Raw genomic sequence first — 24,927 nt, 5'->3', positions numbered from 1 at the left:
AAACGCTCACCCGCAGAACGATGATGGTCGCGCGTTCGCTATTGCGCGCTATGGCGGTTCTCCGTGAGAATACTGCGCACTATGCGCGTTCGCGGCGCCGGAGACTCTCGGTCGCACGGACCCCGATCGATCGCCGGACGGGCGTTGCCAAAGCGTTACGTTCAAGACTTGACGACAAGAACCGTTCGGGAAAGGATCTCATCAAGCGCGAAGCGAAGCAGAGATGCTCCTGGGCTCGCGACCTTCAATGACGAAAGGCAAAAGATGAAGAAGTCTTCACTCCTCGCCGTGGCCGCCTTCACGGGCGCAGCCGCGGTGATGCTCTCCGGCTGTGCCGGCGGCACCGGTGGGACCCCGAGCGAGGGCGGCGGCGATGCCGAGGCCGGCCGCGCCTGCGTGATCCTCCCCGACGCGGCGTCCTCACCGCGCTGGGAGAACTTCGACCGCAAGTACCTCCAGGAGGGCCTGGAGGGCGCAGGCTTCGAGGTCGACATCCAGAACGCGCAGGGTGATGTCGCCAAGTACGCGACGATCGCCGAGCAGCAGCTCACGCAGGGCTGTGGCGTCATGCTCCTGGTGGACTACCAGGGAGCAGCCGAGGGCGTCGCCGCCGACGCGAAGGCCGAAGGCATCCCGGTCATCGCGTACGACCGCCCCTTCACGGGCGCCGACTACTACGTGTCGTTCGACAACGTCGAGGTCGGCCGCATGGAGGGCCAGACGGTCCTCGACGGGCTCGAGACCGCCGGCGTCGACCCGGCAGAGGCCACCGTCGTCTACATGGGCGGCGACCCCACCGACGGCAATGCCGCGATGTTCAAGGAAGGCGCTGTCGAGGTCATGGAGGCCGCAGGCATCACGCCCGCCGCCGAGCCGCAGGGCGTCTGGGACCAGGCCAAGTCGCAGACCAACTTCGAGCAGGCTCTCACGGGCCTCGGCGGTCAGGTCGACGGCGTCTGGGCCGCGAACGACACCAACGCGGCCGGCGTGATCAAGGTCCTCCAGGACAACAACCTCGAGGGTGTTGCCGTGTCGGGCCAGGACGCGAACGTCGCCGGACTGCAGAACATCCTGCTCGGCTGGCAGACGGCCACCGTCTACAAGCCGGTCAAGGATGAGGCCGAGGCAGCCGTCGACACGGCCGTGGCGCTGCTGAAGGGCGAGACCCCCGACGCCGGTGCCGAGCTGGAGGACGGCACGCCGTACATCCAGGTCACGCCCATCCTGGTCGGCCCGAACGAGGTCAAGGACGTCATCGCCGCCGGCGACGCGGCCTACGACGACGTCTGCACCCCGGATGTCATCGACGCCTGCGAGGAGTTCGGAGTCCCCGCCGAGTAAGTTATCGGTCAGAGCCGCGAGGGCGTCGCGTCATCATGGCGCGGCGCCCTCCGTGCGCTCGTACCGACATTCTGCAAGGAAGCGAGTATGTCAGAGACGATCACAGCCCCAGAGCCGATCATCCAGTTGGTCGGCGTCAAGAAGTCGTTCGGTCCGGTCAGCGTCCTCAAGGGCGTCGACCTCAAGGTGTACCCCGGCAGGGTGACCGCCCTCGTGGGCGACAACGGCGCCGGAAAGTCCACGCTCATCAAGGGTCTCGCGGGCGTGCAGCCCTACGACGAGGGCGAAGTCCTCATCGACGGACAGCACCGCGACCTGCACGCGCCGCGGGATGCCGCCCACCTCGGCATCGAGGTGGTGTATCAGGATCTCGCACTGTGCGACAACCTCGACATCGTGCAGAACATGTTCCTCGGGCGGGAAGAGCTCTCGACCGGCACGTTCGACGAGGGCCGCATGGAGAAGGACGCGTCCGACACGCTGCGCTCGCTGTCGGTGCGCACCGTGAAGTCGGTGCGCCAGAAGGTGTCGTCCCTGTCGGGCGGCCAGCGGCAGACGGTCGCCATCGCCCGCGCAGTGCTCAAGAAGGCGCGCGTGGTCATCCTCGACGAGCCGACCGCCGCGCTCGGAGTCGCACAGACGGAGCAGGTGCTGAACCTCGTCCACCGCCTCAAGGAGCAGGGCGTCGCCGTCGTGCTCATCAGCCACAACCTCGTCGACGTGTTCCAGGTCGCCGACGACATCGCGGTGCTCTACCTCGGCCAGATGGTCGCGCAGATCCCCACGTCCGAGACCACCCGCGACGACGTCGTCGGCTACATCACGGGCACGAAGACGCTCGGCGGCGTCGAGATCATCAACACATCCACGCTTCGCACCGAGGGAGGGGCGGAATGAGCAGCAACACCCGCACGGAAGCCGCACCCGATCCGCTCGCCAGCGACCTGATCGGCAGCGGCGTCGAAGGCGGCCTCGGCGACCAGGTGCAGGCCTGGTGGCAGCGCGTCCGCAGCGGCGACATGGGAGCACTCCCCGCCGTCGGCGGCCTCGTGGTGCTGAGCATCCTGTTCTCCGTGATGAGCCCGTTCTTCCTCACCGAGCGCAACTTCGCCAACCTGCTCAACCAGGCCGCGACGCTCGTGGTGCTCGGCATGGCGCTGGTGTTCGTGCTCCTCCTCGGCGAGATCGACCTGTCCGCCGGCGTCACCGGCGGCGTGGGCATGGCGCTGTTCGTCGTCCTCAATGCGCAGTTCGGCGTCCCCTGGCCGCTGGCGCTGCTGATCGGGTTCGGCTTCGGCTTCTTCATCGGCGCGCTCATAGGCTTCTTCGTCGCGAGGGTCGGCATCCCGTCGTTCGTCGTGACGCTGGGTCTGTTCCTCGGGCTGCAGGGCCTCGCCCTCGTCGTCATCGGCCCGGGCGGACTGTTCCGCGTCGAGGTGCCCGAGCTCATCGCGCTGCAGAACGGCAACCTGCCCGTCTGGGCCGGCTGGGCGATGCTGCTGATCATGCTCGCCGTCTCGGCCGGCACGGCGTTCTGGGACCGCGCGCGCCGCGCCCGGGCCGGCGTGCCCAACCGGGCGATCTCGCTGGTCTTCATCAAGCTCGGCGTGATCGCCGTGCTCGGCGGCATCGTCGTCTTCATCCTCAACCAGGACCGCGGCCAGGGGCTCAACGCCGTCCAGGGCGTGCCGAACGTGGTTCCGATCGTGCTGGTGATCCTCTGGATCGGCACGTTCGTCCTCGACCGCACGCGGTTCGGCCGCTACCTGTACGCCATCGGCGGCAACGCCGAGGCCGCGCGCCGGTCGGGCGTCAAGGTGCGGTGGATCAAGTGGTGGGCCTTCGTAATCTGCTCGAGCCTCGCGGTGTTCTCCGCGCTGCTGAGCGTGTCACGGGTCGGCTCCGTCGACGCCACCGTCGGACGCGACATCGTGCTGAGCGGTGTGGCGGCAGCGGTCGTCGGCGGTGTCAGCCTCTTCGGCGGACGCGGCCGGCTCATGCACGCCGCCATCGGCGCGCTGGTGATCGCCGTGATCACCAACGGCCTCGGCCTGCTCAACCTGCCGGCCGGCATCAACCTGCTCGTCACCGGCGGCGTGCTGATCCTGGCCGCCACCGTCGACGCGCTCTCGCGCATCCGCTCCGGCGGCGTGCGAACGTAGCGCAGGGTTCGGAAAGGCGCCGGGGCGATCACCGCTCCGGCGCCTTTCGCGTCCCCCGCTCAGCGGCGGCGGCGGCGAGCACCTCGTCGACCCAGACCGGCACGAGGTCGCCCGCGCGGCCGGCGCGCGCGTCGTCGAACGGGATGATCGCGTCGCTCGGCTCGAGGTTGAGCTCCACCGTGCGCGCACCGAAGGCCGCGGCGAGCGCGACATAACCCGCGGCCGGGTACACCGCACCCGACGTCCCCACCGAGACGAAGACGTCGCAGGCGACGACGGCCTGCTCGATGCGATCGAGCTCGTACGGCATCTCGCCGAACCACACGACGTCGGGGCGCAGCATCCGCTCTCCGCAGACCGGACACGGCGGCCGCGGTTCGAGGTCGTCGTCCCACGCCGGCCGGGCGCCGCACCACCCGCACAGCGCGCGACGCAGCTCGCCGTGCATGTGGATGAGCCGACGCGTGCCCGCCCGCTCGTGAAGGTCGTCGACGTTCTGCGTGACGATGAGCAGGTCGTCGTCGAGGGCTCGTTCGAGCCGCGCGAGCGCGAGGTGCGCCGCATTCGGCCGGACCCGGCTCAGCGCCCTCCGGCGGAGGTCGTAGAAGCGCTGCACGGCATCGGGGTCGCGCTCGAATCCCTCGGGCGTCGCGACGTCCTCGATGCTGTGCCCTTCCCACAGGCCGTCGGCGTCGCGGAAGGTCGGGACCCCGCTCTCGGCCGAGATGCCGGCGCCGGTGAGCACGACGATGCGCATGCAGCCATTCTCCCGCCCGGCACACGCGCAGGAGACGGGCCGGGCAACCAGCCCGGCCCGTCTCCCGAGATCCGGTCAGGCCATGAAGGGGATGGCTCCGACGAGCACGCCGACCGCGAGCATCGCGAGCGACACGACGCAGGCGCGCCACAGCACCTTCTTGTGATGGTCGCCGAGGTTCACGCTCGCCAGCGACACCAGGAGCAGGATCGCCGGAACGAGCGGGCTCTGCAGATGCACGGGCTGACCGGTGATGGATGCCCGGGCCATCTCGACCGGCTCGATCCCGAAGTGGGCGGCGCTCTGGGCGAGCACCGGCAGGATGCCGTAGTAGAACGCGTCGTTCGACATGAAGAACGTGAACGGGATCGACAGGATGCCCGTGATCACGGCGAGGAAGGGGCCGAGCGACTCGGGGATCACCGTGGTGATCCACGTCGCCATGGCGTCGACCATGCCCGTGCCGTTGAGCACGCCGACCAGCACGCCCGCGGCGAGCACCATCGACACGACGCCGACGATGCTCGGCGCGTGGGCCACGATCTCGTCGGCCTGGCCCTTGAGCTTCGGGAAGTTCACCACGAGCGCGACCGCCGCGCCGACCATGAAGACGTACGCCAGCGGGAAGACGTCGGCGATCAGCAGCGCCATCACCGCGATCGTGAGCGCGAGGTTGACCCAGATGAGCTTCGGACGAAGCGTCGCGCGGTCGGGGTCGAGCATCGTGTCGGCCATCGCGGTGTCCTCGCGGTCGACGAGCGCGGTGGCCGCGGGCACGCCGCGGCGGCCGCCGGCGACGGTCAGGAGGTTGCCCGTCCGGAGAGAGGCACGCGCACCCGGCTTGGCGTCCGCGCCTCGGAACATCGCCGGGGCGGCGAGCACTCCCCCGCCACCCTCGACGCCGACGGCGTCGAGCTGGCCGATGCGGCGGCGCTCACCCAGGCCGAGGAACCACGCGAACGTCAGGGCGATCACGAGGCCCGCGGCGAGGGACGGGAGCATCGGCACGAAGATGTCGGTCGGCTGAAGCCCGAGCGCGGTGGCGGCCCGCACCGTGGGACCGCCCCACGGCACGATGTTGAGCGTGCCGTTCATGAGCCCGGCGACGCACGTCAGCACGACGGGGCTCATGCCCAGGCGCAGGTAGATCGGCAGCATCGCCGACGTCGTGATGATGAAGGTGGTCGATCCGTCGCCGTCGAGCGACACCGCGCCGGCGAGGATCGCCGTGCCGAGCACGACCTTCGCGGGGTCGTCGCCGAGGAGGCGCGTGATGACCCGGATCAGCGGGTCGAACAGCCCGACGTCGATCATGATGCCGAAGTACATGATCGCGAACATCAGGAGTGCGGCCGTGGGCGCCATGGTGGCGATCGCGTCGATGATCATGTCGCCGAGGCCGAGGCCCGCGCCGGCGAAGAGTCCGAAGACGGTCGGCACGAGGATCAGCGCCACCATCGGGGTCAGTCGCCGCGTCATGATCAGCGCCATGAACACGAGGACCATGGTGAACCCGAGGGCGACGAGCACCCACTCGGGCGGGATGAAGGCGGTGGCGTAGGCCTCGGCCTCGTCCGCGGCCGCCCGCAGAATCGGTGTTGCCGTGTGCATGTCGACTCCTTCGTCGTCGGTGCGCATCCATCGGTGCGTCCGTGCGACATTAGGAGCCACCCGCGGCCCGGCGCGCGCTTGCTCGCATTCCGGCGGGTTGTGCGCGTAGCCTTGGTTCTGCTCATTGTGCTCAGGTGGCTCGGGCAGCGAGGAGGTGGCCGTGCGATTCGCCACGCGCCTGCTCCTCGTGCAGCTGATCACGGTCGCCGCGGTGCTGGCGGTATGCGCCACGGCGTTCGGCTGGCTGGGTGTGCGCCAGCTGCGCGCGGAGTCCGAGGCATCCGCTCTCAACATCGCCCGGACCGTCGCCGAGGACCCGGAGGTGCGGGCCCTCGTGGCGGAGTTCTCGGCGGATCCCGGGACACCGGATGCCGCGGCCCTCCGCGGCGGCGACCTGGATCGCCTCGCCGCCGGTGTGGCCGGCCGCACGGACGCGCTGTTCGTCGTGATCACCGACGACCACGGGATACGTCTCGCCCATCCGAACGCGGAGCTGCTCGGGCAGGTCGTGTCGACGCCGTTCGAGGAGGTGCTGGAGGGCAACGAGGTCGTGGACTGGGAGACCGGAACGCTCGGCGAGTCCGCGCGCGCCAAGGTGCCCGTCTATCCGCCGGGCACCGCAGCCGCCCCCGTCGGCGAGGTGAGCGTCGGCTTCGAGCGGGCGAGCGTCTTCGACGACCTGCCCGCCCTCCTGGTGAGCATCGTCATCGCCGTCGCCGCCGCGCTCGGTCTCGCGACGCTCGCCACGCTGCTCCTGCGCCGCCGCTTCGAGCGCCTGACGCTCGGCCTGCAGCCCGAAGAGCTCGTGGCGCTGGTGCAGAATCAGGCGGCGGTGCTCGATGGCGTGGACGACGGCGTGATCGCGCTGGACCCCGACGGCATCGTCCGCGTCTGCAACAGTGCGGCCGAGCGGATGCTGCGCCTCGACGATCCCGTGGGGCGCCCGATCGATCGGCTCGGCCTTCCGGTTGAGGTGCTGGAGGGACTGCGGTCCGGCGCTGCCGCGAACGGCGTCGTGGTGGGCGACCGCGTGCTGTACCTTGACGCCCGGCCGGTCTCGCACGGGGCCCGCCCGCTCGGCGAGGTGGTCGTGGTGCGCGATCGCACCGACCTCGAGGCGCTGGCGAGCAGGCTCGAGACCGTCGGCGCGATGACCGAGGCGCTGCGCGTGCAGCGCCATGAGTTCGCGAACCGGCTGCACGTCGCGGCCGGCCTGCTCGACGCGCAGCGCGTACCCGATGCCCGGGCCTTCCTCGGCGACCTGCTCGACCGGGGCTCGGTCGACTTCGCGGTCGCCGGCATCGAACGTGTGCCCGACCCGCTGCTGCAGTCCCTCCTGGGGGCGAAGTCGATCGCGGCCGGCGAGCGCGGGGTCGCCTTGCGCGTGTCGGACGACACGCTCGTGATCGGCACGCTCTCTGCGGTCGAGGACGTCGCCGCGATCCTCGGCAATCTGCTCGACAACGCCGTCGTCGCTGCCGTGTCGGGCGACGCGCCCGCGTGGGTCGAGGTGGCGCTGCTGGGCGATGCCGACGAACTCGTGATCGCCGTCTCGGACTCGGGCGGCGGCATCCGGCCGGGGCTCGACCCGTTCCAGCGCGGTGCCGAGCAGTCGGGCGACACGGAGGACGACGCGGGGAGGGTGCACGGCCGCGGTTTCGGCCTGCCCCTCTCGCGGGAGCTGGCGCGGCGCGTCGGCGGCGACGTGTGGCTCATCGACGGCGGTGGCGACGGGCGAGGAGCGGTGTTCGGCGCGCGGATCCCCGGCGCGCTGCGACAGGACAAGACGGAGCACACACCATGAGCGACCCGATCCGCGTGCTGGTCATCGACGACGACTTCCGCGTCGCCGGGCTGCACCACGACATCGTCGCGGCCCGACCGGGCTTCGCGGCGCTGGAGCCGGCACGAACGCTCGGCGCGGCACGGCAGGCGGTGCGCGCGCACGCGCCCGACCTGCTGCTCGTCGACGCGTACCTGCCCGACGGCGACGGCATCGAGTTCGTCGCGTCCGCCGAGGTCGACGCCTTCGTGCTGTCGGCGGCGACGGATGCCGCGACCGTCCGTCGGGCGCTGCGCGCCGGAGCGTTCGGCTATCTCGCCAAGCCGTTCGAGGCGCGCGCGCTCGCGGCGCTGCTCGACCGCTACGCGCGGATGCGCAACGTCCTCGGCACCGATCGACCGCTCGCTCAGGAGCAGATCGACAGAGCGCTCGCGATCATGCACGGCGGCGGCGAGCCCGCGAGCGTCTCACGGTCGGCCACGGAGCAGCTCGTCCTCGAGGGCCTCGGGACGGACGAGGCCTCGGCGGCCGAGGTCGCCGATCGCGTCGGCATCTCGCGAGCGACGGCGCAGCGGCACCTCGCGGCACTGGCCACGCGCGGGCTCGTCGACGTCCGACTGCGCTACGGATCCACCGGGCGCCCGGAGCACCGGTACGCCCTCGCACGCCCCGCATGAGATGCCTTGGCGCGCACCCTCAGCGTGCGCTCAGGGGTCGGCTGAGCGCACGGTCCGCCCCGGAGCAGCGCCCTGAGCGCGTCGACGGCGAGGGGGCGCGCACCGGAGGCCCGGGCCGACGAGCGGTCCGGGCCTCCTGCTGCGCGTGGTCCGTGGACTACTTGAGCTTGAACAGCGCGGTCAGGCTCGAGCCGTCCTGGGTGCTCATCGTCACCTGGTAGCAGGCGCCCGGCTTCTTGGGGGTCTGCCAGTTCTGGATGAACTGCCCGGCCGTGCTGTCGTACCGGAGCGTGGTGCCGCCGGTCGTGGTCAGCTCGATGTCGTCAGTCGCAACCGCCGTGCCGGGGCAGGCGACGCCCTTGACCGTGAACTCCTTGACCGCGGAGGTGCCCACGAGCTCAGTCGAGCCGGCGAACACCTCGAACTTCAGGGGCACGGTGGAGCCGCCCTTGACGCTGTTCCAGACGCCGTTCATGTCGACGGGCTGGAAGAACCCGCCGAGACGCCATGCGTCCACCGAGTATTCGCGCGCCTCCGTGGCGGTGTTGCCGGCCTTGTCCACGGCTGTCGCGGTTGCGGTGTGGGACCCCACGGTGGTGCCGTAGCCCTCGATCTCGCACGGCACCGATCCATCGACCGTGTCCGTCGCGGTGCACGAGCCCATGGCCGGCACCGCACCGAACACGTAGGTCTGGCCGTCGACCGGCCCGCCGGGCCAGCTGATCGTCGGCTCCGTGCTGTCGATGACCTCCACCGAGAACGACTCGCTGGCAGAGTTCCCGGCGGCATCGGTCGCCGTGCAGTCGACCTGATGCGTCCCGAGGGCGAAGGTCTCGCCCGAGTCGCGCGAGCAGTCCACCGTGACGTCACCGTCGACGATGTCGTCTGCCGTGACCGTGAACTCGACGATCGCGCCGTCCGGACCGGTCGCCTCGGCGACGATGGCGGTGGGCACATCGAGGTCGGGCGGCGTCGAGTCGACCACCGTGACCACGAAGGTCTCCGAACCGGTGTTGCCCGCCGCATCGGTCGCGGTGCAGGTGACGGTCGTCTCACCCATCGGCAGCGTGGTCGCCGACGCCGGAGCGCAGACCGGCGTGATGGCTTCGTCGACGATGTCGTGGGCTGTCGCAGCGAACTCGACGGTCGCGCCGTCAGGGCCGGTGGCCTCGGCGGTGAACGAGGCCGGGACCGTCACGGTGGGCGGCGTCGAGTCGACGACCGTGACCACGAAGGACGCATCGACAGCGTTTCCGCGGCTGTCGGAGGCGGAGCACTCGACGAGCGTGTCGCCGAGAGGGAAGGTCTCGCCGGACTCATGCGTGCAGTCCACCGCGACGTCCCCCTCGACCAGGTCGGTGGCGGCCGTCGTGAAGTCCACGGTCGCACCCAGAGGGCCGGTCGCTTCGCGGCTGATGTCACCCGGCACGATGAGGCTGGGGGCTTGGGTGTCGGAGATCGCCACGAGGAAGCTCATCGAGCCCGTGTTGCCCGCACCATCCGTCGCGGTGCAGGTGACGTCGGTCTCTCCGACGGAGAAGCTCGTCCCCGAGGCGGGCGAGCAGGTGACCGGCGGAGCGCCCGAGACGGCGTCCGAGGCCACGGGGTCCTCCCACCAGACCACGGTGTACTCGGCTTCGGCCTCCATGTGCACATCGTCGATCTCAGCAACGCTCGGTGCGATGCTGTCCTGCACGGTCACGCCGAAGCTGCCCGTGCGGACGTTGCCTGCCGCGTCGGTCGCGGAACAGGAGACGGTTGTCGTTCCCAGCTCGAACACCGAGCCCGCGACGGGCGTGCAGCTGACGGCAGGGAATGCGGGCGCGGTCTCGTCGGTCGCCGTCGCGGCGAACGTGACCGTTGCTCCGAGCGCGCTCGTCGCCTCTACGGTGAGGCCTGAGGGGAGCGAGAGCGTCGGTGCGATCGCATCGGTGATGCATTTCTTGGTCGTCCACGACACCGGAACCGTCGAGGTGCCCAAGACGGCGCCGCCGCCGCTGTTGACGCCCGCGAAGTTGAACGCCAGCGTGCCCGACCCCGCCACCGCCTTCGCGGGCAGCATGACCGTTGCCGCGATGGTGTCGGAGCTGACGCTGTCGGCGGAGCTGCCCATCGTGGCCCAGCCGGCCGGGATCGCGATCGTGGAGTCACCCAGCGTGGCGGTCATCCCCTCTGTGGTCTGCGCAACGGCGAATGTCACGCCGACGCTCGAGAGGTCGGCGAACACGTTGCCACCGCCGCCGTTGCGCCGCGCGGCGATCAGCACCGTGAACGGCACCGCCTGATCCGAGCATGCCTGCACCGACGTCGCGCCTTGGTCGAACGGCGCGAGGCCGTCGACGTCGAAGGCGAGCTGATCGGCTACGGCAGCCGACGCACCTCCTGTGATCAGCAGCAGCGCCGCACCGATTGCGGCCGTGATTTTGAGCGCACGAGATCGCGCCATGGTGAATCCCCATTCTCCCCACCGGCCGCGGCGACATCGCCGAGACTCGGTCCCGCCCACATCGTGACACGCGGCGTCCCGAAGTCACAGAGCAGGATCCTCAGCATGCGCTCAGGGTCGGCTCAGCGGGCGCTCAGCCCCGGAGAAGCGCCCGGAGCGCGTCGATGGTGTCGGCATCCTGCGGCCCCTTGTCGGGGCGATACCCCTTCACCCGGGCGAACCGCAGCGCGACTCCGCCGGGATAGCGCGTCGACCGCTGCACGCCGTCGATCGCGATCTCGACCACCGTCTGGGGCCGCACGTGCACGGCGTACGCGGACCGGTGCGTCTCGATCGAGGGGAAGTGCTCGGTCTGCCAGCGCAGCAGTGCGTCGGTGAGTCCCTTGAAGGTCTTGCCGACCATGACGAAGCCGCCCGGCTCGCCGAACGCGCCGTCGGGGTCGCGTGCGCCGAGGTGGAGGTTGGACAGCTGGCCGGTGCGCCGCCCCGATCCCCACTCGACGGCGAGCACCACGAGGTCGAACGTCAGCACGGGCTTGACCTTGAGCCAGCTCTTGCCCCGGCGCCCGGCGGCGTAGGCCGAGTCGACCGCCTTCACCATGACCCCCTCGTGCCCGGCCGCGAGCGCCTCGCGCGAGAACTCCTCGGCGCGCGCCGCATCCGTCGTGACGATGCCGGGCATCCGCGACGGACCAGCGACCCGCTCGAGGATCTCGAGGCGCTCCGACAGCGGCTCATCGAGGAGGTCGCGGCCGTCGAGGTGCAGGATGTCGAAGAACCACGGACGCAGCACGACCGACTCCCCGCTCTCGGATCCGAAGCGGGCCATCGTGTCCTGGAACGGCCGCGGGCCGCCGTCCTCGTCGAGTGACAGGGTCTCGCCGTCGAGGATGACCCGCTCGGCGGGCAGCGCGCGGACGGCCTCGACGATCTCGGGCACGCGGTGCGTGATGTCGGCGAGGTTGCGCGTGTAGACCTGCACATCGTCGCCGTCGCGGTGCACCTGGATGCGCGCTCCGTCGAGCTTGTATTCGACGGATGCCGCTCCCCCGAGCGCCGCGATCGCCTCGGCGGTCGAGCCGGCCGTCGACGCGAGCATCGGCATGACGGGGCGGCCGACGACGAGTCCGACGGCGTCGAGCTCGTCGGCGGTTCCGGTGAGCGCGAGGCGAGCCGTGGTGCCGAGGTCGCCGGAGAGCATCGCGGCGCGGCGGACGGTCGCGGCATCCCGCTCCGCCGCCCGGGAGACGGCGTCGAGCAGCACGCCTTCCAGCGCGCCGGTGCGCAGCTCGCCCAGCATGACCCGCACGAGGAAGTCCCACTCCCCCGCCGTCGCGCGCTCGGACAGCGCGACGAGCTCGCGGCGCCGGGACGCGACCGAGCCCTGGCCATCGGTCGCCGCGAGGCGATCGAGCGCGTCGTCGACGTCGAGGATGGTCAGCGACGGCTCGGCCGCGTGAGCGGTCTCGAGGCTCGTGAGGCTTCGCCAGCCCACTCCGAGGCGTCCCTGCCGAGGAGTCGCGGTGAGGAAGCCGATGGCCGGCACGATCTCGTCGGCGGCGAGGTCACGCAGGACGCCGGCGAGCGCCGCGACCTTGGCGAGGCGGGAGGACGTGGCTGCGACGGACTCGGTGGCGGCGACGACGTCGGTGAGCAGCATGAGGGCATTCTTCCACCGGTCCCCGACAGACCAGCGCGTCGGACGGGAGCCGACCGCTACGCGACCGAGGCGGGCACCGCGCCCGGCCGGAGCACGCCGTCGTGCAGCTCGAGCACCCGGTCGGCGCGGAGCACGATCGAGGGGTCGTGCGTCGACAGCAGCACGGCGACCCCGTCTTCGTGCGCGATCGACGCGATGAGGTCGATCATCGTGGCCGCCGTGTGGGAGTCGAGCTGGCCGGTGGGTTCGTCGGCCAGGAGGATGCGGGGCGACCCCGCCAGCGCCCGCGCGATCCCGACGCGCTGCTGCTGGCCGCCCGACAGCTCTCCGGGCCGCTGCGTGGCGTGTCCGGCGAGGCCCACGCGTTCGAGCAGACGCGCCACGCGCTCGGACCGCTGCGACGGGTCGGTGCCCTGGATCCGCATCGGCAGCTCGACGTTCTCCTCCGCCGACAGTGCGCCGATGAGCCCGAAGGACTGGAAGACGTATCCGATGTCGTCGCGGCGCACCGCGTCGACATCCCGCTCGGGTGCGTCGGTGAGCACGACGTCGCCGACGCGCACGCGGCCGGTCGTGGGCGGCTGGATACCGCCGAGCACATGGAGCAGCGTCGTCTTGCCGGCGCCCGAGGGGCCGATCAGGACGACCAGCTCGCCGGCGTGGAGTTCGAGCGAGGCATCCGTCAGCGCGTGCACGTCACCCGCGGGAGTGCGGTGCAGCACGGAAAGCCCGGATGCCTCGAGCACGGGTTCACTCATGGGCGTCGTCCTCTCCGGGGCCCTCGATGCGCCTGCTGCGGCGCGTCTCGGTGGTGGACCCGCGCTCCGGAGCAGGAGCCGCGGGCGGTGCGGCAGGCGTCTGGCGACCGTCGCCGGGCCAGACGCCGACGTGATCGGCATTGAGCTTGAGCCGCACGCGGTCGCGGAGCGACAGCTGGTGCATGTACTCGGTGGGCAGCTGCATCCGGCCGACCTTGTCGAGCACCACGAACTCCTCGGCCATGTCGTGCTCGCGCCCCTCGGCGTCGGTGTGCGTCCAGCGCAGCACCTCGGTCGAGGTGCGTCCGTCGCGGATCTGGACGGTGCGCTGCACGTGGTCGGAGACGGCGGGATCGTGCGTGACGATCAGCGCCGTCGTGCCGATCTCACGGTTGACGGTCTCGAACGTCGCGAGCACCTCCGCCGAGGCGTGTTCGTCGAGGTCGCCGGTGGGCTCGTCGGCGAGCAGCACCCGGGGATCGTTCGCGAGCGCCACGGCGATCGCGACCCGCTGCTGCTGACCTCCCGACAGCTCGGCCGGTCGCCGGTCGGCGACGTCGGCGACGCCCGCGAGCTCGAGGAGCTCGTTCGCCCGCTCCGGGTGCTTCCGGTCCCCGCCGATCGCGCGCGCCAGCAGCACGTTCTCCCGCGCGGACAGGTACGGGAGGAGGTTCCGAGAGGTCTGCTGCCAGACGAATCCCACGACTTCGCGGCGATACGTCACGCGGTTGCGCGGGGAGAGCGAGGGCAGGTCGCGCCCGGCGACGCGCGCGGCGCCGGCGGTCGGGGCATCCAGCGCCGACAGGATCGACAGCAGCGTCGACTTGCCCGATCCGGACGCGCCGACCAGCGCCACGAGCTCGCCGCGGTCGACGACGAGATCCAGTCCCTGGAGCGCCTGCACCTCGATGTCGGCGACGGCGAAGATCCGCACGAGACCCTCGCACACGATGTCGGGTTCGGTCATCAGTCCTCCTCGGTTCGGAGCACGGTCGCCATCGACGTCGTCCGGGCGCTCACGACCCCGCCGACCACGGCGAGAGCGAGGGCGACCACGACGACGGCGATGAGCGCGCCGCTGAGCACGGGGTCGACGGCGACGGCGGGCTGTCCGCCCCCGCCGGTGAAGGGCCGCAGGTCGATCGACGTCACCACGAGGAGCGGCAGCACCGCGCCGAGCACCACGCCGCCCACGAGGGCCGTGACACCGAGCGGAGCGAACTCCCACGCGACGACGCCGCGAGCGCGGCGTCGGTCGAGACCCATGCTGCGCAGCAGGGCGATCACACGTGAGCGGGCGTCCTGCGAGACCCCTGCCACGAGCAGGAGCGCGACGACCGAGAGGGCGACGGCGATGCCGAGCGCGGCGAACAGCACGAAGCGCAGCGCCGACACGGCCGGCGACGCCTGGATCTCGGCCGTGGACTCCTCGAGCACGCGCACGGAATGGGCGCCGCCGACGATGTCGTCGAGCTCGGCCACGACGGCCGCGGGATCCGCGTCGTCGGCGATCTCGATCATGACCGTGCGCGGGAAGAAGCCGAACCCCGTGAGCGACGCGTAGTCGGCCTGGTCCATGAGGACGAACTTCTCCGAGCCCGAGAGGCCCAGCACGCGCTCGAGCGTTCCCACGACGTCCACCGGCTGTTCGGCCGCCGAGGCGTCCCCCTCGCCGAGCGACTCCACGAGCGCGGTCGACTCCACGAGCTGGACCGGGTCCGAACCCGGCCTGATCAGCCCGGGAGGGAGGGCGCCGACCATCCCCGCCTGGACGGCCGCGAGGCGCTCCACCTCGGTGACCGTGACCTGCACGCTCTCGCGTCCACCCGGGCCGGTCACCGAGACGTAGTCACCGCGGAGCATGCCCACGGCCTCCACGACGCCGTCCACCGCGCGCATGCGATCGATCGTGTCGGCGTCGAAGTACGGACCCGCCAGCCGGATGTCGCCGCCCACGTCGCGCTGCGCCGCCACGACCGCCCCACGGTCGACGGTGGCGAGCACGAGCGATGAGAACACCGCGATCGCCACCGCGACGAGCATCGCCAGCACAGCGGTGGTGCCCGCGGCGGAGTCGCGGAGGTTGCGGGCGGCGCCCACGAGCCCGACGACGCCGCGCCCACGACGGGCGACGCGCAGCGCCGCGGCGATGGGGAGGGGATGCAGGCGCACCACGATGAGCGCCACCGCCACGGTCGCGAGCAGCGGCGCCGCGACGACGAGCGGGTCGATCCCGTCGGTCGCGGGCCCGATCCCCCGCACGAAGAGCTGCACGACGGCGACGAGGGCGAGCAGCAGCACGACGGCCTCGGCGATCCGCACCGCCTTGCTGCGCTGCGGTGCGTCGAGGTCGGAGCGTCCGCGCTCGAGGAGGGCCGGACGGAGCGTGAACGCGAGGGCGAGGCCCGGGACGACGCCCACGGCGATCGCCGCGATGGTCGGGGCGGGACCCGCGTCGTTCGGGGTGACGACGACGGCCACGGTCGCGGCCGTGACGGCGATGGGCAGCCCGAGGATCAGTCCCTCGCCGAGGAGCAACCGCCGCAGCCGCGCCAGCGGCGCGCCCCGGGCGCTCATCAGCGACAGGTCGGCGCGACGGCGGCGGATCATGAGCGCGGCCGCGAGCACGACCAGCGCCACGCTCACGGCGAGAGGTCCGACGGCGGCGACCGCGAGGATGGCGCTGGCGGAGTTCGCCCGCGCCAGGGCGGTGGAGAGCACGTCGACGATCTCGCTCTGGAACCGCACGCGCAGCTGACCGGCGTCGTCCACGGGGACGCTCGACGACGTCGCGGCGCGGAGCGCGGAGAGCAGGGCGACGGGCTCCTGCCCGATGGCGGCCCTCCCGTCGACCGGGTACCACAGGGTCATCGCGGGATCGTCGAAATGGTCCAGGTTCGCCCGCGACTCAGGATGCACCCACGCGACCGAGGTCGCCCGCGGCCGCCGGTTGCCGTCGTCGAACACCGTCGCCGTGAGCGCCGTCGGCAGATGCGTCCAGCGGTCGGCCTCGGGATCGGATGCCTCGACCGTGCCGACCAGTTCCATGACGGGACCGTCGGCGCTTCGTCCACTCGTCGTCGGCGCGCTCGGATCGCCCGGGAGCGCGCGCTGCTCGCCGACGGGCCACTGCATCGTCGCGGCCGCCTCGGCGCTGAGGACGATCTCGAGCGTCCCGTCGCCGCTCCACGCAGCCGGCCATTCGCCGTCGACGAGCTCCAGGTGCTGCTGCTGCTCGGGATCGGCGAGCAGCTGCACGAGCGACAGCGGCGCATCCGCCGGAAGCGCCTGCGGCACGACCAGCGTCGGCTGGCCGTACAGCGCGAACCGGGCATCCGACACCAGGGGCTCGAGCGCCGGATCGAGCGAGTCCCGGTTCTCGGCGAGCAGCTGGCCGAACGCGCCGAACACCTCGGCCGCGCCCTCGTCCCAGCCCGCACTGACCTCGGGATCGGTGGCGGCGCCGACCACCGGCATCCCGAGCAGGCTGGCGGAGAGGTCGCGCGCGACGGCGGGCATGTCGGCGATCTGATGCGCGACCTCGGCGCGGACGACCCCGACGAGCGCCCGTGGCGCTGCCGCGATCACGAACGCCGCGAAGGCGATGAGCGCCACGATGACGAGCGCGGCGCTGCGCGGCGTGGCGAAGCGCCGGCGCGTGAGGGCGGACAGACCGGGCGACCTGGTCACTCGTCCTCCCTCATGAGCGGGGCGAGCACGGCCGGTGTGCGGACCGTGGCGACGATCGCGGCGAACACCGCGATGACGACCGCGATCGCGACGGTGAGCGCGACGGGATCGGCCTGCAGCAGCACGGGATACGCTTCGGGCACGCCCGCGTACGCGGCGCGGACGAGCGGCGCGACGACGAGCCAGGCGGTCGCGGCTCCGGCGGTGATCCCGCCCACGGCCCCGACGAAGACCGCGAAGAGGTCCTCCTGCGCGCGGAGCCGGGAGGCGCGCCGTCGCCCCAGGCCCATGACGGCGAAGAGCGCGAGCTCCCGGGAGTCCGCGCGGCTTCGGGTGCGGCGAAGGACCAGGACGACGATCGTCAGCACCACCGCGCCGGCCGCGGCGAGGTAGAACGCCCATGCCGTCCCTGCCGCGTTCTGCGCGGACCGCGGGTCGGCGACGATCGCGACGGTCTGCGGGAACTCGTCGGAGACGGCCGCCGCGACCGCTCCCGGGTCATCGGTCGCGAGCCAGGCCTGCGTCGGCGCGATCTCGAACGGGCTGGCGAGCGCGAGCGTTCCCAGATCGACCAGCATGCCCTGGCCTGAGACGGTGCCGGGCAGCACCGGTACGACGTCGATGATCTCGAAGTCGGCCTCGAAGTCGGGCTTGACGATCTCGAGGGCGATGGAGTCCCCGATCTCGAGGCTCATGGAGTCGGCCAGGGCCGAGGTGATGACGGTGGGCACGCCCGCCGGAACGCCGGGAGCGACCGCCCGGGTGAACGGGTGCTCGGTGCTGGGCTCGGGCGCGAACGAGAGTCCGGCCGATGTCGCCTCGACTGACCCCGGGGTGCCCGCGGCCGGCCGGAAGTCCGCGACGTCGAGGGCTTCTCCTCCGCTGCGCAGCTCGGAGATCTCCGCCGTGCCCGGGAAGCAGGAGAAGGGGTGGAAGGCCACGTCGACGGCGGCCAGCGACCACGGCCCGGCGTCGGGCAGCTCGAACTCGGCCGTCTCGACCGCGCGCGCCGCCGTCTCGGCGCACTCGAAGAATCTCGGGTCGGGATCGACGGTCAGGTCCGCGTTCGAGAACGCGAACGACGCGACGGCACCGGATGCCGAGACCGCCGTCACCCGCACCTGGAAGGCCAGCACGCCCTCGACCACCTCGCCGTCGTCGAGCTGGAGCGCCGGCGACGCGGGTGCGAGGAGGGTCAGCGACACGTCGTCACCGGCCAGCGGTGCGCCCGTGTCGGGCAGCGCCAGCGTGCCGCCCAGCGCGACGGGATCGAGGATGCCGCCCCCGTCGAGCATGACCTCCCCGAGCTGCGGCGCCTCGACCGCCAGGATCGGGATGCGCTGGTCGGCGCCCTCGGCGTTCATGGGTCGCGCGAGCATCGCGGCCGCGGGCGAACCGGCGGCCGCGACATCCGCCGCCGGCACGTCCTCCGGAATCGTGCCCACCTTGACGTCCGCGCCGACGCGCAGGGCCTCGGGAGCGTCTCCGAGCGCCGTGAGGCTGGCGTGATAGGCGCCGGCGACCGTCATCGTGCCGATCGCGAATGCCACGACGGTGATCGACAGCGCGTGGCGGGCGGGCCTGCGCGAGGCGAGGCGGAGCGACGTGACCGGGGACACGCCGCGCGTCGGGGCGAGGGCGGCCGCTACGGCGCGAGCCACGGGTGTCGCCACGGCGACGGCGACGAGCGCGGCGAGCCCGAGCGCCAGGGCCGGAGCGATGGCGACGAGGGGGTCGAGGACGGTGGCGCCGTCGCCTCGCTCGACGACGGGTGTGCCGGCCCGGACGAACTGCCAGACGGCGAGCCCCGTGATCACCGCGAGCAGGATGACCGCCCCGACGTCGGCGACGGTGCGGGCGCGGGATGAACCGCGGTCGACTCCGCGAGACGTCGCCACCGCGACCACCAGGGCTGCGACCACGACGATCCCGGCGGCGGCGACGGCGGACACGACGACATCGGGGGCGGTTCCCGACCACAGCGCCACGAGGAGCGCGCCGAGGACGGCTCCGGCGGATGCTCCGACCAGCGCGACGGCGGCGGTCTCCACCGCGGCCAGCCGGACCAGGTCCCGGCCGCGTGCTCCCCTCGCCCGCAGCAGCAGGCTCTCCCCCTCGCGGGCCCGGACCGCTTCGAGTGCGACGGCACCGACCACGACCGCGGTCAGGAGGCCCAGCAGCCCGAGGGCCACGGCCGTCGGACCCCGCCGTGCCCCGATCCCGTCGCGCACCGCGTCCAGCGTGGCGGGAAGTCCTCCGGAGGTCTGCGGGCGGTCGCCCGTGCGCTCCTCTACGGCGTCGCGCAGGCCGCCGATCGCGTCTGCCAGTGCGAGCGCCTGCCCGCTCGTGACGGCGTCCAGGTCGGGGGTGAGCACGACGTCACCGTCCTCGACCCCGATCCTGAGGGCGCCGGCCCCGCCGTCGGCGGCCAGAGCACCCGCCACCGCGTCGGCCACGGCATCCGCCGACGCGCCCTCTTCGACGCTCAGCACCACCCGGGCGCGATCCCCGGTCGCCGCGGAGAGCGCGGCGCGCACCTCACGGGTCTCGACGGACGAGACCAGACCGGCCACGCCGACGATCAGCAGTGCGGCGAGGGCCGCGACCACAGCCAGGGTCACCAGCGGCGCGGCGGCGGCACGTGCCCGGGCGATGGCGAACCGGGATCCTCCGATCACGCGGCCGCCCTTTGCACTCTGGCACTCTAACCCAGCCCGCGACCGCCCCCGGGAAGAGTCGCCGGGCCTGGGGAGAGGGCGTCCACGACGTCTCGCAGCGCAGGCTCCAGCTCGGCGTGTGCGAATCGATAGCCGGCATCGTCGAGGATCCCGGGCGCGACCCAGCGACTCTTGAGAACCAGCTCCGGCTCGGTGCGCAGCGCCCACATCGCGGGCTCCAGCATGAAGCGCCACGCCGGCAGTCCGATCGGGGCACGCACCACGCGTCGGAGCGTCGCCATCAGCGTGCGATTGTCGGTCGCCTCGGGCGTCGCCAGATTGACCGGGCCCGAGATCGCCGGATCGTCGCGGATGAACCGCATCGCCCCGATCACATCGTCGAGGTGGATCCAGCTGAACCGCTGAGCTCCCCGGGACCGGTGTCGGGGTGCGCGGCCGTCTCCGGTCGGTCGCGGCCCGATCCCGCGGTAGCGGCGGTGCGGGAACCACCAGCCGTCGTGCTGCGCGCCGCCGACACCGAGACGGGCAAGGCGCACCAGCGTGCGCGTGGCGGGCCCGTCCCCGAGGACGATCGCCATGCGGAGCGCGACGCGCCGGGTGTGGGGCAGCTCACCGGAGAAGAGCTCGTCCTCCCATGTGCGGGCCACGTCGACGGAGAAGCCGCTCCCGAGCTCGCCGTCCGCCTCGGTCTGCGGCCGATCGAGCGCGTACCGGTAGATGGTGGCCGTGCTCGCGTTGAGCCACAGCGGCGGCGGGGCCGCGGCATCCGTGATCGCCTGCCGCAGCGCGCGGGTCGTCTCGACCCGCGACCGCAGGATCTCATCGCGATTCGCGTCGGTGTAGCGGCAGTTCACCGACTTCCCCGCGAGGTTGACCACGAGGGCAGCACCGTCCACCACGGCGCGCAGGCTCGCGGGGTCCGACCAGCGGGCGTCCGGGCCGTGGCGTCCGACGAGGCGGACGTCGTAGCCGTCCTCGGCGAGCGCACGGCGCAGCGCTCCCCCGACGAAACCGGAGCCGCCGGCGATCACCGCCACCGGGCGCGTCATCGACGGCGTCGCTTCGGCGCGGGTGCGGCGTCGGGCCACGTGCTCCACAGAGCCCAGGCGACGAGGACAGGCTGCAGCAGCAGCCGCACGAACCGGGCGCGATCGGTGCGCATGAGGGGTGCGGACCGGCCGGTGCGCCACTGATGCACGTTGCCGGGGAAGACGGCCACGAAGAACGCGGCGACGACCCAGCCGATGCGCTGCCGGTCCCGCGGGAGGGCGACCAGCGCGCCGCCGAGCATGAGCTCGACCGCTCCCGAGGCGACGACGATCATGTCCTTGTCGGTGCGCAGCAGGCGCGTCGCCCAGTCCGGCACGACGATGCGGTAGCCGCGGCGGCCCCACGTGAGGTGCGAGGCCCCGGCGGCCAGGAGCAGCAGCGCGAGCAGGCCGCGGCCGAACGTGCGGAGGACGGGAGTCGCGGAGCCGTTCGTCATGCCCCCAGTTTCGCCCGTCGTGCATCCAAACCCGCCGCACACGCGGAATCACTCCATGACCGCCCGGCTGCCGGGCGAGCCTCCCACAGAACGAAGGAGTTCGATCATGAAGAAGATCATCGCGACGGCTGCGGCCGCGGCACTGCTCGTCATCGGAGCCGCCACCCCGGCGCAGGCCGCGGACCCCCGCCCGGCGCACGGCTCGGCGCCCACCATGAACATCGTCCAGACCGCCGTCGCGGCGTCGGGCGGTGGCACCCCGGATGCCAATCCGAATGACTACGACATCCTCGTTCAGGCGGTGCTCGCCACCGAGCTCGCCGAGCCGCTGTCGGGCGGCACATGGACCGTGTTCGCGCCCACCGACCGCGCGTTCCTGCGGCTCGTCCGCGACCTCACCGGCGTCGCGCCGGCAAGCGAGGCCGAAGCCCTGACGACCATCACCACCGCGTTCACGATCGACCAGATCCGCGAGATCGTGCTCTACCACGCCGTCGAGGGCCGCACGATCAGCCCGCTGCGCCTCATCCTCACGCGATCCCTCACGATGGCGGACGGCGGCGTGGTGCGGCCGATCGGCATCGTGCTGCGCGATGAGAGCCCCACCCTCCGCAACCCGAAGCTCGTGCTCAGCGGCGTGAACATCAAGGCCACGAACGGCGTGATCCACACCATCGACCGCGTGCTGGTGCCCAGTCTCTGACCACGTGCGCAATCAGCCCCGGCGTCGCGATGCGACCCCGGGGCTGACTCGTGTGCGCGGATGGCGCCGATCCGATACGAGCGCGTGGTCGGGCGTTCTTCCGTTCGTCACCATGCCCGCATACCGTGGAGGAGCCCCCGCTCGCGCCCAGGCACGGCGCCGTCTCATTGAGGAGAACTCATGTCCCCCCGACTCCGCGGCGTGATCGCCGCTGTCACCGCCGCCGGTGTGGTCTGCGCCGGCGCGCTGGCCGCCGTTCCTGCGTCGGCCGCCCCTGCCGGCCGCGGTGACGTCCTCTTCCAGAAGGAGCCGCTGCGCGTGGCGACCTTCAACCTGTCGCTGAACCGCAGCGCCGCGGGACAGCTCGTCACGGATCTGTCCACCGGTACGAACGCCCAGGCCCGCACGGTGGCCGAGATCATCCAGCGCGCCGATCCCGACGTGGTCCTCCTCAACGAGTTCGACTACGTGGAGCTCGGCGCCGCGGTCGACCTCTTCCGAGACAACTACCTCGAGGTCGGCCAGAACGGCGCGGCGGCCGTCGAGTACCCCTATGCCTTCGTGGCCCCCTCGAACACCGGTGTCCCGAGCGGCTTCGACCTCAACAACAACGGCGTGATCGCGGGCGGCGACGACGCGTTCGGCTTCGGCGCGTACGAGGGCCAGTACGGCATGGTGGTGCTGTCGAAGCATCCGATCGTCAGCGATGAGGTGCGCACGTTCCAGCACTTCCTGTGGAAGGACATGCCCGGCGCGCTGCTCCCCGACGACCCGGCGACCGCTGCTCCCGCCGACTGGTACTCCGCCGCGGAGCTCGAGGTCTTCCGGCTGTCGAGCAAGTCGCACTGGGACGTTCCGGTGAGGGTCGGTCGGCACACGGTGCACATCCTGGCGTCGCACCCGACTCCGCCCACCTTCGACGGCGTCGAGGACCGCAACGGCCGGCGCAATCACGACGAGATCCGCTTCTGGGCGGATTACGTCACTCCCGGCAAGGGCCGTTACATCTACGACGACGAGGGCGAGCGGGGCGGGTTGCGGCCGCTGTCGTCGTTCGTCATCGTCGGCGACCAGAACGCCGATCCGCTGGACGGCGACTCGGTGGATGCCGCGATCCAGCAGCTGCTCGGCAGCCGCTGGATCCGCGATCCGAAGCCGGCGTCGGCCGGAGCGGTGGAGGCCGCCGCGCTTCAGGGAGGCGCCAACGCCACTCACCGCGGCGATCCGAAGTACGACACCGCCGACTTCGCCGACACGGCGCCGGGCAACCTCCGCGCCGACTACGTGCTGCCCTCGCTGACCCTGCCTCCGGTGGCCTCCGGTGTGTTCTGGCCGATGCAGGCCGATCCGCTGTCGTCGCTGACCGGCGTGTACCCGTTCCCAAGCAGTGATCACCGGCTCGTGTGGGTCGATGTGAAGGTCCCCCGCATCGGTCGTTGACCGTTCGATGCGGCCGTTCCCTCCGTCAGCCCCGGAGTCGCGATGCGGCGCCGGGGCTGACTCGTGCGGTCAGCGGGCTGCGGCGGCCGCTTCGATGAACCGCATGTAGTCCCCCGCGGTGGCGCCGGGCGTGATCGCTCGCAGCACGACCTCGTCGACGGCCGAGCGATACGCCGCGATCCGTGCGGCCGCGTCGCCGGGACGGATGATCGTGTCGGCCGCGTCGATGCGGAGCCGCTCGAAGTTCGCCGCATAGGCGGGGTAGCCGGCGTAGGCGGCGGTCTCGGCCTCGAGCAGCCCGGTCGCGGCCGGGTCGAAGGCCGCGCGGACGTACAGCGCGACGTGCGCCTCGGGCGCGACCGCGTGCGCCTCCGCCGCCTGGTCGGCGGCCGCGTCCGGCGTGAGCCAGCTCAGGAGAAGACCAGCGGATGCCTCGGCCCCCAGCCGCCGCATCTTCGGGCCGAGGGCGCCGACCACGACCCGGGCCGTCGTGCCCGCACCCAGCGCGGCGGCGGCATTCCGCACCCGATCGAGGGCCCCCGGCGCGCGGCCGCCCGAGCCGATGCCCAGCACGAGCCGATCGGCGGGCAGCCCGAGGTCGCGGACGCGGTCCAGGATCTCGGCGGGGCGGCGGCGGTCGACCGGCAGCACGCCGGTCGCGACCACCAGTCGGTCGGTGGTGCGCGCCGCAGCCGCGATCACCTCGAGTGCGTCGTGACCGGGGGTGTCGTTGACCCACAGCGCGTGGAACCCGGCGGCCTCGATCCGTGGTGCGATGTGCGCCGCCAGCTCGGGGCCGACGGCCGCCGCGACGCCGATCGACAGCCGGCCGGCACGCTCGGTCATGCGGCGCCGACGAGCCGGGCGACCTCACCCGAGCCGGCGTAGAACGCGGCGAGGTCTCCGCGCGATGCCGGCAGCAGGATGACCTCGTCGACACCGGCGTCGAAGAACGCCCGCGTGCCGGCTGCGACCTCGGAGGGCTCGCCCCACACGGCGCGGCGGTGCGGATCGTCCCGCTCGCCGACATCGGCGATCGCGCGGGCCTCGGCGTCCGGGCCGAACGCCGCCATGACGTAGGCGACGATGTCGTGCGCGCCGTCGCGCCCGGTCTCGGACCGGGCCTCGCGGATCGCGCGGACGGAGGCGGCGACCTCCTCGGGGGTGTGGCCGCTGTCGAGCACCGTGCCGTCGGCGACCTCGCCGCTCAGGCGGAGCGTCTTGGGCCCCTCCGCCGCCGCGTAGACCCGTGGCGGTGTCACCGGCGGCGCGTCGAGGCGGACGCCGCGGAGCGTGACGTAGCGGCCGTCCACGTCGAGCTCATCCCCGGCGAGCAGACCTCGCAGGGCGGGCACGTACTCGCGCATGAGCGTCAGCGGCGAGGCGACGCGGGCGCCCACCTGGCCCATCCACGGCAGCACGCCGTGCCCGACGCCCGGAAGCAGGCGGCCAGGGAAGAGGCGCTCGATCGTGGCGATCTCCATCGCCGTCGCCGCCACGTTGCGCAGCGGCATCGGGGCGATGCCGATGCCGATCTTCAGGCGCTCGGTCCGGGCGAGCGCGGCCGCGGCGGCGGCGAACGCGGACTGGCGGAAGCAGTCCTCCCAGAGCCACAGCTCCGGAACGCCGGCGGCCTCGGCGTCGCGGACCGCGGCGAGGAACTCGTCGGGCGAGTGGGTGTACGGGTTGAAGATCGCGCCGATGCGGGTCATGCCTCCACTCTGGCAGGCGGATC

19 protein-coding genes are annotated in these 24,927 nt (G+C 72.2%); 7 read left to right on the top strand and 12 right to left on the bottom strand.

Features of this window, described 5'->3' with window-relative positions; all coding sequences use genetic code 11:
• Positions 1-264 precede the first annotated feature (264 nt).
• From SOM19_RS15980 to SOM19_RS15970, 3 genes are all read left to right on the top strand, one after another.
• Positions 265-1,341 carry a sugar ABC transporter substrate-binding protein gene (locus tag SOM19_RS15980; RefSeq protein WP_320487574.1) on the top strand — a complete coding sequence of 359 codons (1,077 nt, stop codon included), beginning with the start codon at positions 265-267 and terminating at the stop codon, positions 1,339-1,341.
• An 87-nt stretch (positions 1,342-1,428) separates the two neighbouring features.
• The gene (locus SOM19_RS15975) at positions 1,429-2,238 is read left to right on the top strand and encodes an ATP-binding cassette domain-containing protein (RefSeq protein WP_320487573.1); all 810 of its coding nucleotides are present in this window, start codon (positions 1,429-1,431) and stop codon (positions 2,236-2,238) included.
• Positions 2,235-3,503, top strand: a complete 1,269-nt coding sequence (locus SOM19_RS15970) for a sugar ABC transporter permease (RefSeq protein ID WP_320487572.1) — start codon at positions 2,235-2,237, stop codon at positions 3,501-3,503. The genes SOM19_RS15975 and SOM19_RS15970 overlap by 4 nt, the downstream gene beginning before the upstream one ends.
• A gap of 28 nt (positions 3,504-3,531) precedes the next feature.
• Here SOM19_RS15970 and SOM19_RS15965 read toward each other — a convergent pair whose 3' ends face one another.
• Together SOM19_RS15965 and SOM19_RS15960 are read right to left on the bottom strand one after the other, a co-directional pair.
• On the bottom strand, positions 3,532-4,260 hold the full coding sequence (locus SOM19_RS15965; RefSeq protein WP_320487571.1) for an NAD-dependent deacylase: 729 nt from the start codon (positions 4,258-4,260) through the stop codon (positions 3,532-3,534).
• A gap of 75 nt (positions 4,261-4,335) precedes the next feature.
• Positions 4,336-5,871, bottom strand: a complete 1,536-nt coding sequence (locus tag SOM19_RS15960) for a CitMHS family transporter (protein WP_320487570.1) — start codon at positions 5,869-5,871, stop codon at positions 4,336-4,338.
• A 160-nt stretch (positions 5,872-6,031) separates the two neighbouring features.
• Between SOM19_RS15960 and SOM19_RS15955 the strand changes: the two genes are divergently transcribed.
• Positions 6,032-7,675, top strand: coding sequence for a sensor histidine kinase (locus SOM19_RS15955; protein WP_320487569.1), 1,644 nt, complete (start codon positions 6,032-6,034; stop codon positions 7,673-7,675).
• Positions 7,672-8,331: a response regulator gene (locus tag SOM19_RS15950; RefSeq protein ID WP_320487568.1), complete on the top strand. Its 660-nt coding sequence runs from the start codon at positions 7,672-7,674 to the stop codon at positions 8,329-8,331. Before SOM19_RS15955 ends, SOM19_RS15950 begins: the two co-directional genes overlap by 4 nt.
• 157 nt (positions 8,332-8,488) lie before the next feature.
• Here SOM19_RS15950 and SOM19_RS15945 read toward each other — a convergent pair whose 3' ends face one another.
• The 8 genes from SOM19_RS15945 to SOM19_RS15910 form a co-directional block, all read right to left on the bottom strand.
• Positions 8,489-10,777: an HYR domain-containing protein gene (locus tag SOM19_RS15945; RefSeq protein ID WP_320487567.1), complete on the bottom strand. Its 2,289-nt coding sequence runs from the start codon at positions 10,775-10,777 to the stop codon at positions 8,489-8,491.
• Between the two features lie 133 nt (positions 10,778-10,910).
• Positions 10,911-12,437, bottom strand: coding sequence for an ATP-dependent DNA ligase (locus SOM19_RS15940; protein ID WP_320487566.1), 1,527 nt, complete (start codon positions 12,435-12,437; stop codon positions 10,911-10,913).
• A gap of 56 nt (positions 12,438-12,493) precedes the next feature.
• The gene (locus SOM19_RS15935) at positions 12,494-13,195 is read right to left on the bottom strand and encodes an ABC transporter ATP-binding protein (protein ID WP_320487565.1); all 702 of its coding nucleotides are present in this window, start codon (positions 13,193-13,195) and stop codon (positions 12,494-12,496) included.
• Positions 13,188-14,162: an ABC transporter ATP-binding protein gene (locus SOM19_RS15930; RefSeq protein WP_320487564.1), complete on the bottom strand. Its 975-nt coding sequence runs from the start codon at positions 14,160-14,162 to the stop codon at positions 13,188-13,190. The genes SOM19_RS15935 and SOM19_RS15930 overlap by 8 nt, the downstream gene beginning before the upstream one ends.
• Positions 14,162-16,885 (bottom strand): ABC transporter permease, encoded by a 2,724-nt coding sequence (locus SOM19_RS15925; protein ID WP_320487563.1) that lies wholly within the window; start codon positions 16,883-16,885, stop codon positions 14,162-14,164. Before SOM19_RS15925 ends, SOM19_RS15930 begins: the two co-directional genes overlap by 1 nt.
• Positions 16,882-19,563: an ABC transporter permease gene (locus SOM19_RS15920; protein ID WP_320487562.1), complete on the bottom strand. Its 2,682-nt coding sequence runs from the start codon at positions 19,561-19,563 to the stop codon at positions 16,882-16,884. The genes SOM19_RS15925 and SOM19_RS15920 overlap by 4 nt, the downstream gene beginning before the upstream one ends.
• Before the next feature lie 26 nt (positions 19,564-19,589).
• On the bottom strand, positions 19,590-20,612 hold the full coding sequence (locus tag SOM19_RS15915) for an epimerase (protein WP_320487561.1): 1,023 nt from the start codon (positions 20,610-20,612) through the stop codon (positions 19,590-19,592).
• Complete coding sequence (locus SOM19_RS15910; RefSeq protein ID WP_320487560.1) at positions 20,609-21,049, bottom strand: DoxX family protein; 441 nt, start codon at positions 21,047-21,049, stop codon at positions 20,609-20,611. The genes SOM19_RS15915 and SOM19_RS15910 overlap by 4 nt, the downstream gene beginning before the upstream one ends.
• 106 nt (positions 21,050-21,155) lie before the next feature.
• On the opposite strand from SOM19_RS15910, the gene SOM19_RS15905 reads away from it, so the two are divergent.
• Both SOM19_RS15905 and SOM19_RS15900 read left to right on the top strand, forming a co-directional pair.
• Positions 21,156-21,752: a fasciclin domain-containing protein gene (locus SOM19_RS15905; RefSeq protein ID WP_320487559.1), complete on the top strand. Its 597-nt coding sequence runs from the start codon at positions 21,156-21,158 to the stop codon at positions 21,750-21,752.
• Positions 21,753-21,932: 180 nt separating this feature from the next.
• A complete protein-coding gene (locus SOM19_RS15900; protein ID WP_320487558.1) occupies positions 21,933-23,192 on the top strand; it encodes an endonuclease/exonuclease/phosphatase family protein in 1,260 nt (419 codons plus the stop codon).
• Between the two features lie 69 nt (positions 23,193-23,261).
• Here the strand turns inward: SOM19_RS15900 and SOM19_RS15895 are convergent, their stop codons facing one another.
• Together SOM19_RS15895 and SOM19_RS15890 are read right to left on the bottom strand one after the other, a co-directional pair.
• On the bottom strand, positions 23,262-24,038 hold the full coding sequence (locus tag SOM19_RS15895; RefSeq protein ID WP_320487557.1) for an LLM class flavin-dependent oxidoreductase: 777 nt from the start codon (positions 24,036-24,038) through the stop codon (positions 23,262-23,264).
• On the bottom strand, positions 24,035-24,904 hold the full coding sequence (locus SOM19_RS15890; protein WP_320487556.1) for an LLM class flavin-dependent oxidoreductase: 870 nt from the start codon (positions 24,902-24,904) through the stop codon (positions 24,035-24,037). The genes SOM19_RS15895 and SOM19_RS15890 overlap by 4 nt, the downstream gene beginning before the upstream one ends.
• Positions 24,905-24,927 lie beyond the last annotated feature (23 nt).

This window comes from Microbacterium sp. CFBP9034 (assembly GCF_034045255.1).
Lineage (GTDB): Bacteria > Actinomycetota > Actinomycetes > Actinomycetales > Microbacteriaceae > Microbacterium.
The sequence above is the reverse complement of the archived record's forward strand: the minus strand, read 5'-3'. Positions and strand labels throughout refer to the sequence as shown.

What these genes read in the sequence shown, in the direction of transcription:
- SOM19_RS15950 (WP_320487568.1), top strand. Translation starts at nt 7,672, where the DNA reads ATGAGCGACCCGATCCGCGTGCTGGTCATCGACGACGACTTCCGCGTC.
- SOM19_RS15980 (WP_320487574.1), top strand. Translation starts at nt 265, where the DNA reads ATGAAGAAGTCTTCACTCCTCGCCGTGGCCGCCTTCACGGGCGCAGCC.
- SOM19_RS15965 (WP_320487571.1), bottom strand. Translation starts at nt 4,260, where the DNA reads ATGCGCATCGTCGTGCTCACCGGCGCCGGCATCTCGGCCGAGAGCGGG.
- SOM19_RS15930 (WP_320487564.1), bottom strand. Translation starts at nt 14,162, where the DNA reads ATGACCGAACCCGACATCGTGTGCGAGGGTCTCGTGCGGATCTTCGCC.
- SOM19_RS15910 (WP_320487560.1), bottom strand. Translation starts at nt 21,049, where the DNA reads ATGACGAACGGCTCCGCGACTCCCGTCCTCCGCACGTTCGGCCGCGGC.
- SOM19_RS15890 (WP_320487556.1), bottom strand. Translation starts at nt 24,904, where the DNA reads ATGACCCGCATCGGCGCGATCTTCAACCCGTACACCCACTCGCCCGAC.
- SOM19_RS15970 (WP_320487572.1), top strand. Translation starts at nt 2,235, where the DNA reads ATGAGCAGCAACACCCGCACGGAAGCCGCACCCGATCCGCTCGCCAGC.
- SOM19_RS15905 (WP_320487559.1), top strand. Translation starts at nt 21,156, where the DNA reads ATGAAGAAGATCATCGCGACGGCTGCGGCCGCGGCACTGCTCGTCATC.
- SOM19_RS15915 (WP_320487561.1), bottom strand. Translation starts at nt 20,612, where the DNA reads ATGACGCGCCCGGTGGCGGTGATCGCCGGCGGCTCCGGTTTCGTCGGG.
- SOM19_RS15975 (WP_320487573.1), top strand. Translation starts at nt 1,429, where the DNA reads ATGTCAGAGACGATCACAGCCCCAGAGCCGATCATCCAGTTGGTCGGC.
- SOM19_RS15945 (WP_320487567.1), bottom strand. Translation starts at nt 10,777, where the DNA reads ATGGCGCGATCTCGTGCGCTCAAAATCACGGCCGCAATCGGTGCGGCG.
- SOM19_RS15960 (WP_320487570.1), bottom strand. Translation starts at nt 5,871, where the DNA reads ATGCACACGGCAACACCGATTCTGCGGGCGGCCGCGGACGAGGCCGAG.
- SOM19_RS15900 (WP_320487558.1), top strand. Translation starts at nt 21,933, where the DNA reads ATGTCCCCCCGACTCCGCGGCGTGATCGCCGCTGTCACCGCCGCCGGT.
- SOM19_RS15935 (WP_320487565.1), bottom strand. Translation starts at nt 13,195, where the DNA reads ATGAGTGAACCCGTGCTCGAGGCATCCGGGCTTTCCGTGCTGCACCGC.
- SOM19_RS15940 (WP_320487566.1), bottom strand. Translation starts at nt 12,437, where the DNA reads ATGCTGCTCACCGACGTCGTCGCCGCCACCGAGTCCGTCGCAGCCACG.
- SOM19_RS15895 (WP_320487557.1), bottom strand. Translation starts at nt 24,038, where the DNA reads ATGACCGAGCGTGCCGGCCGGCTGTCGATCGGCGTCGCGGCGGCCGTC.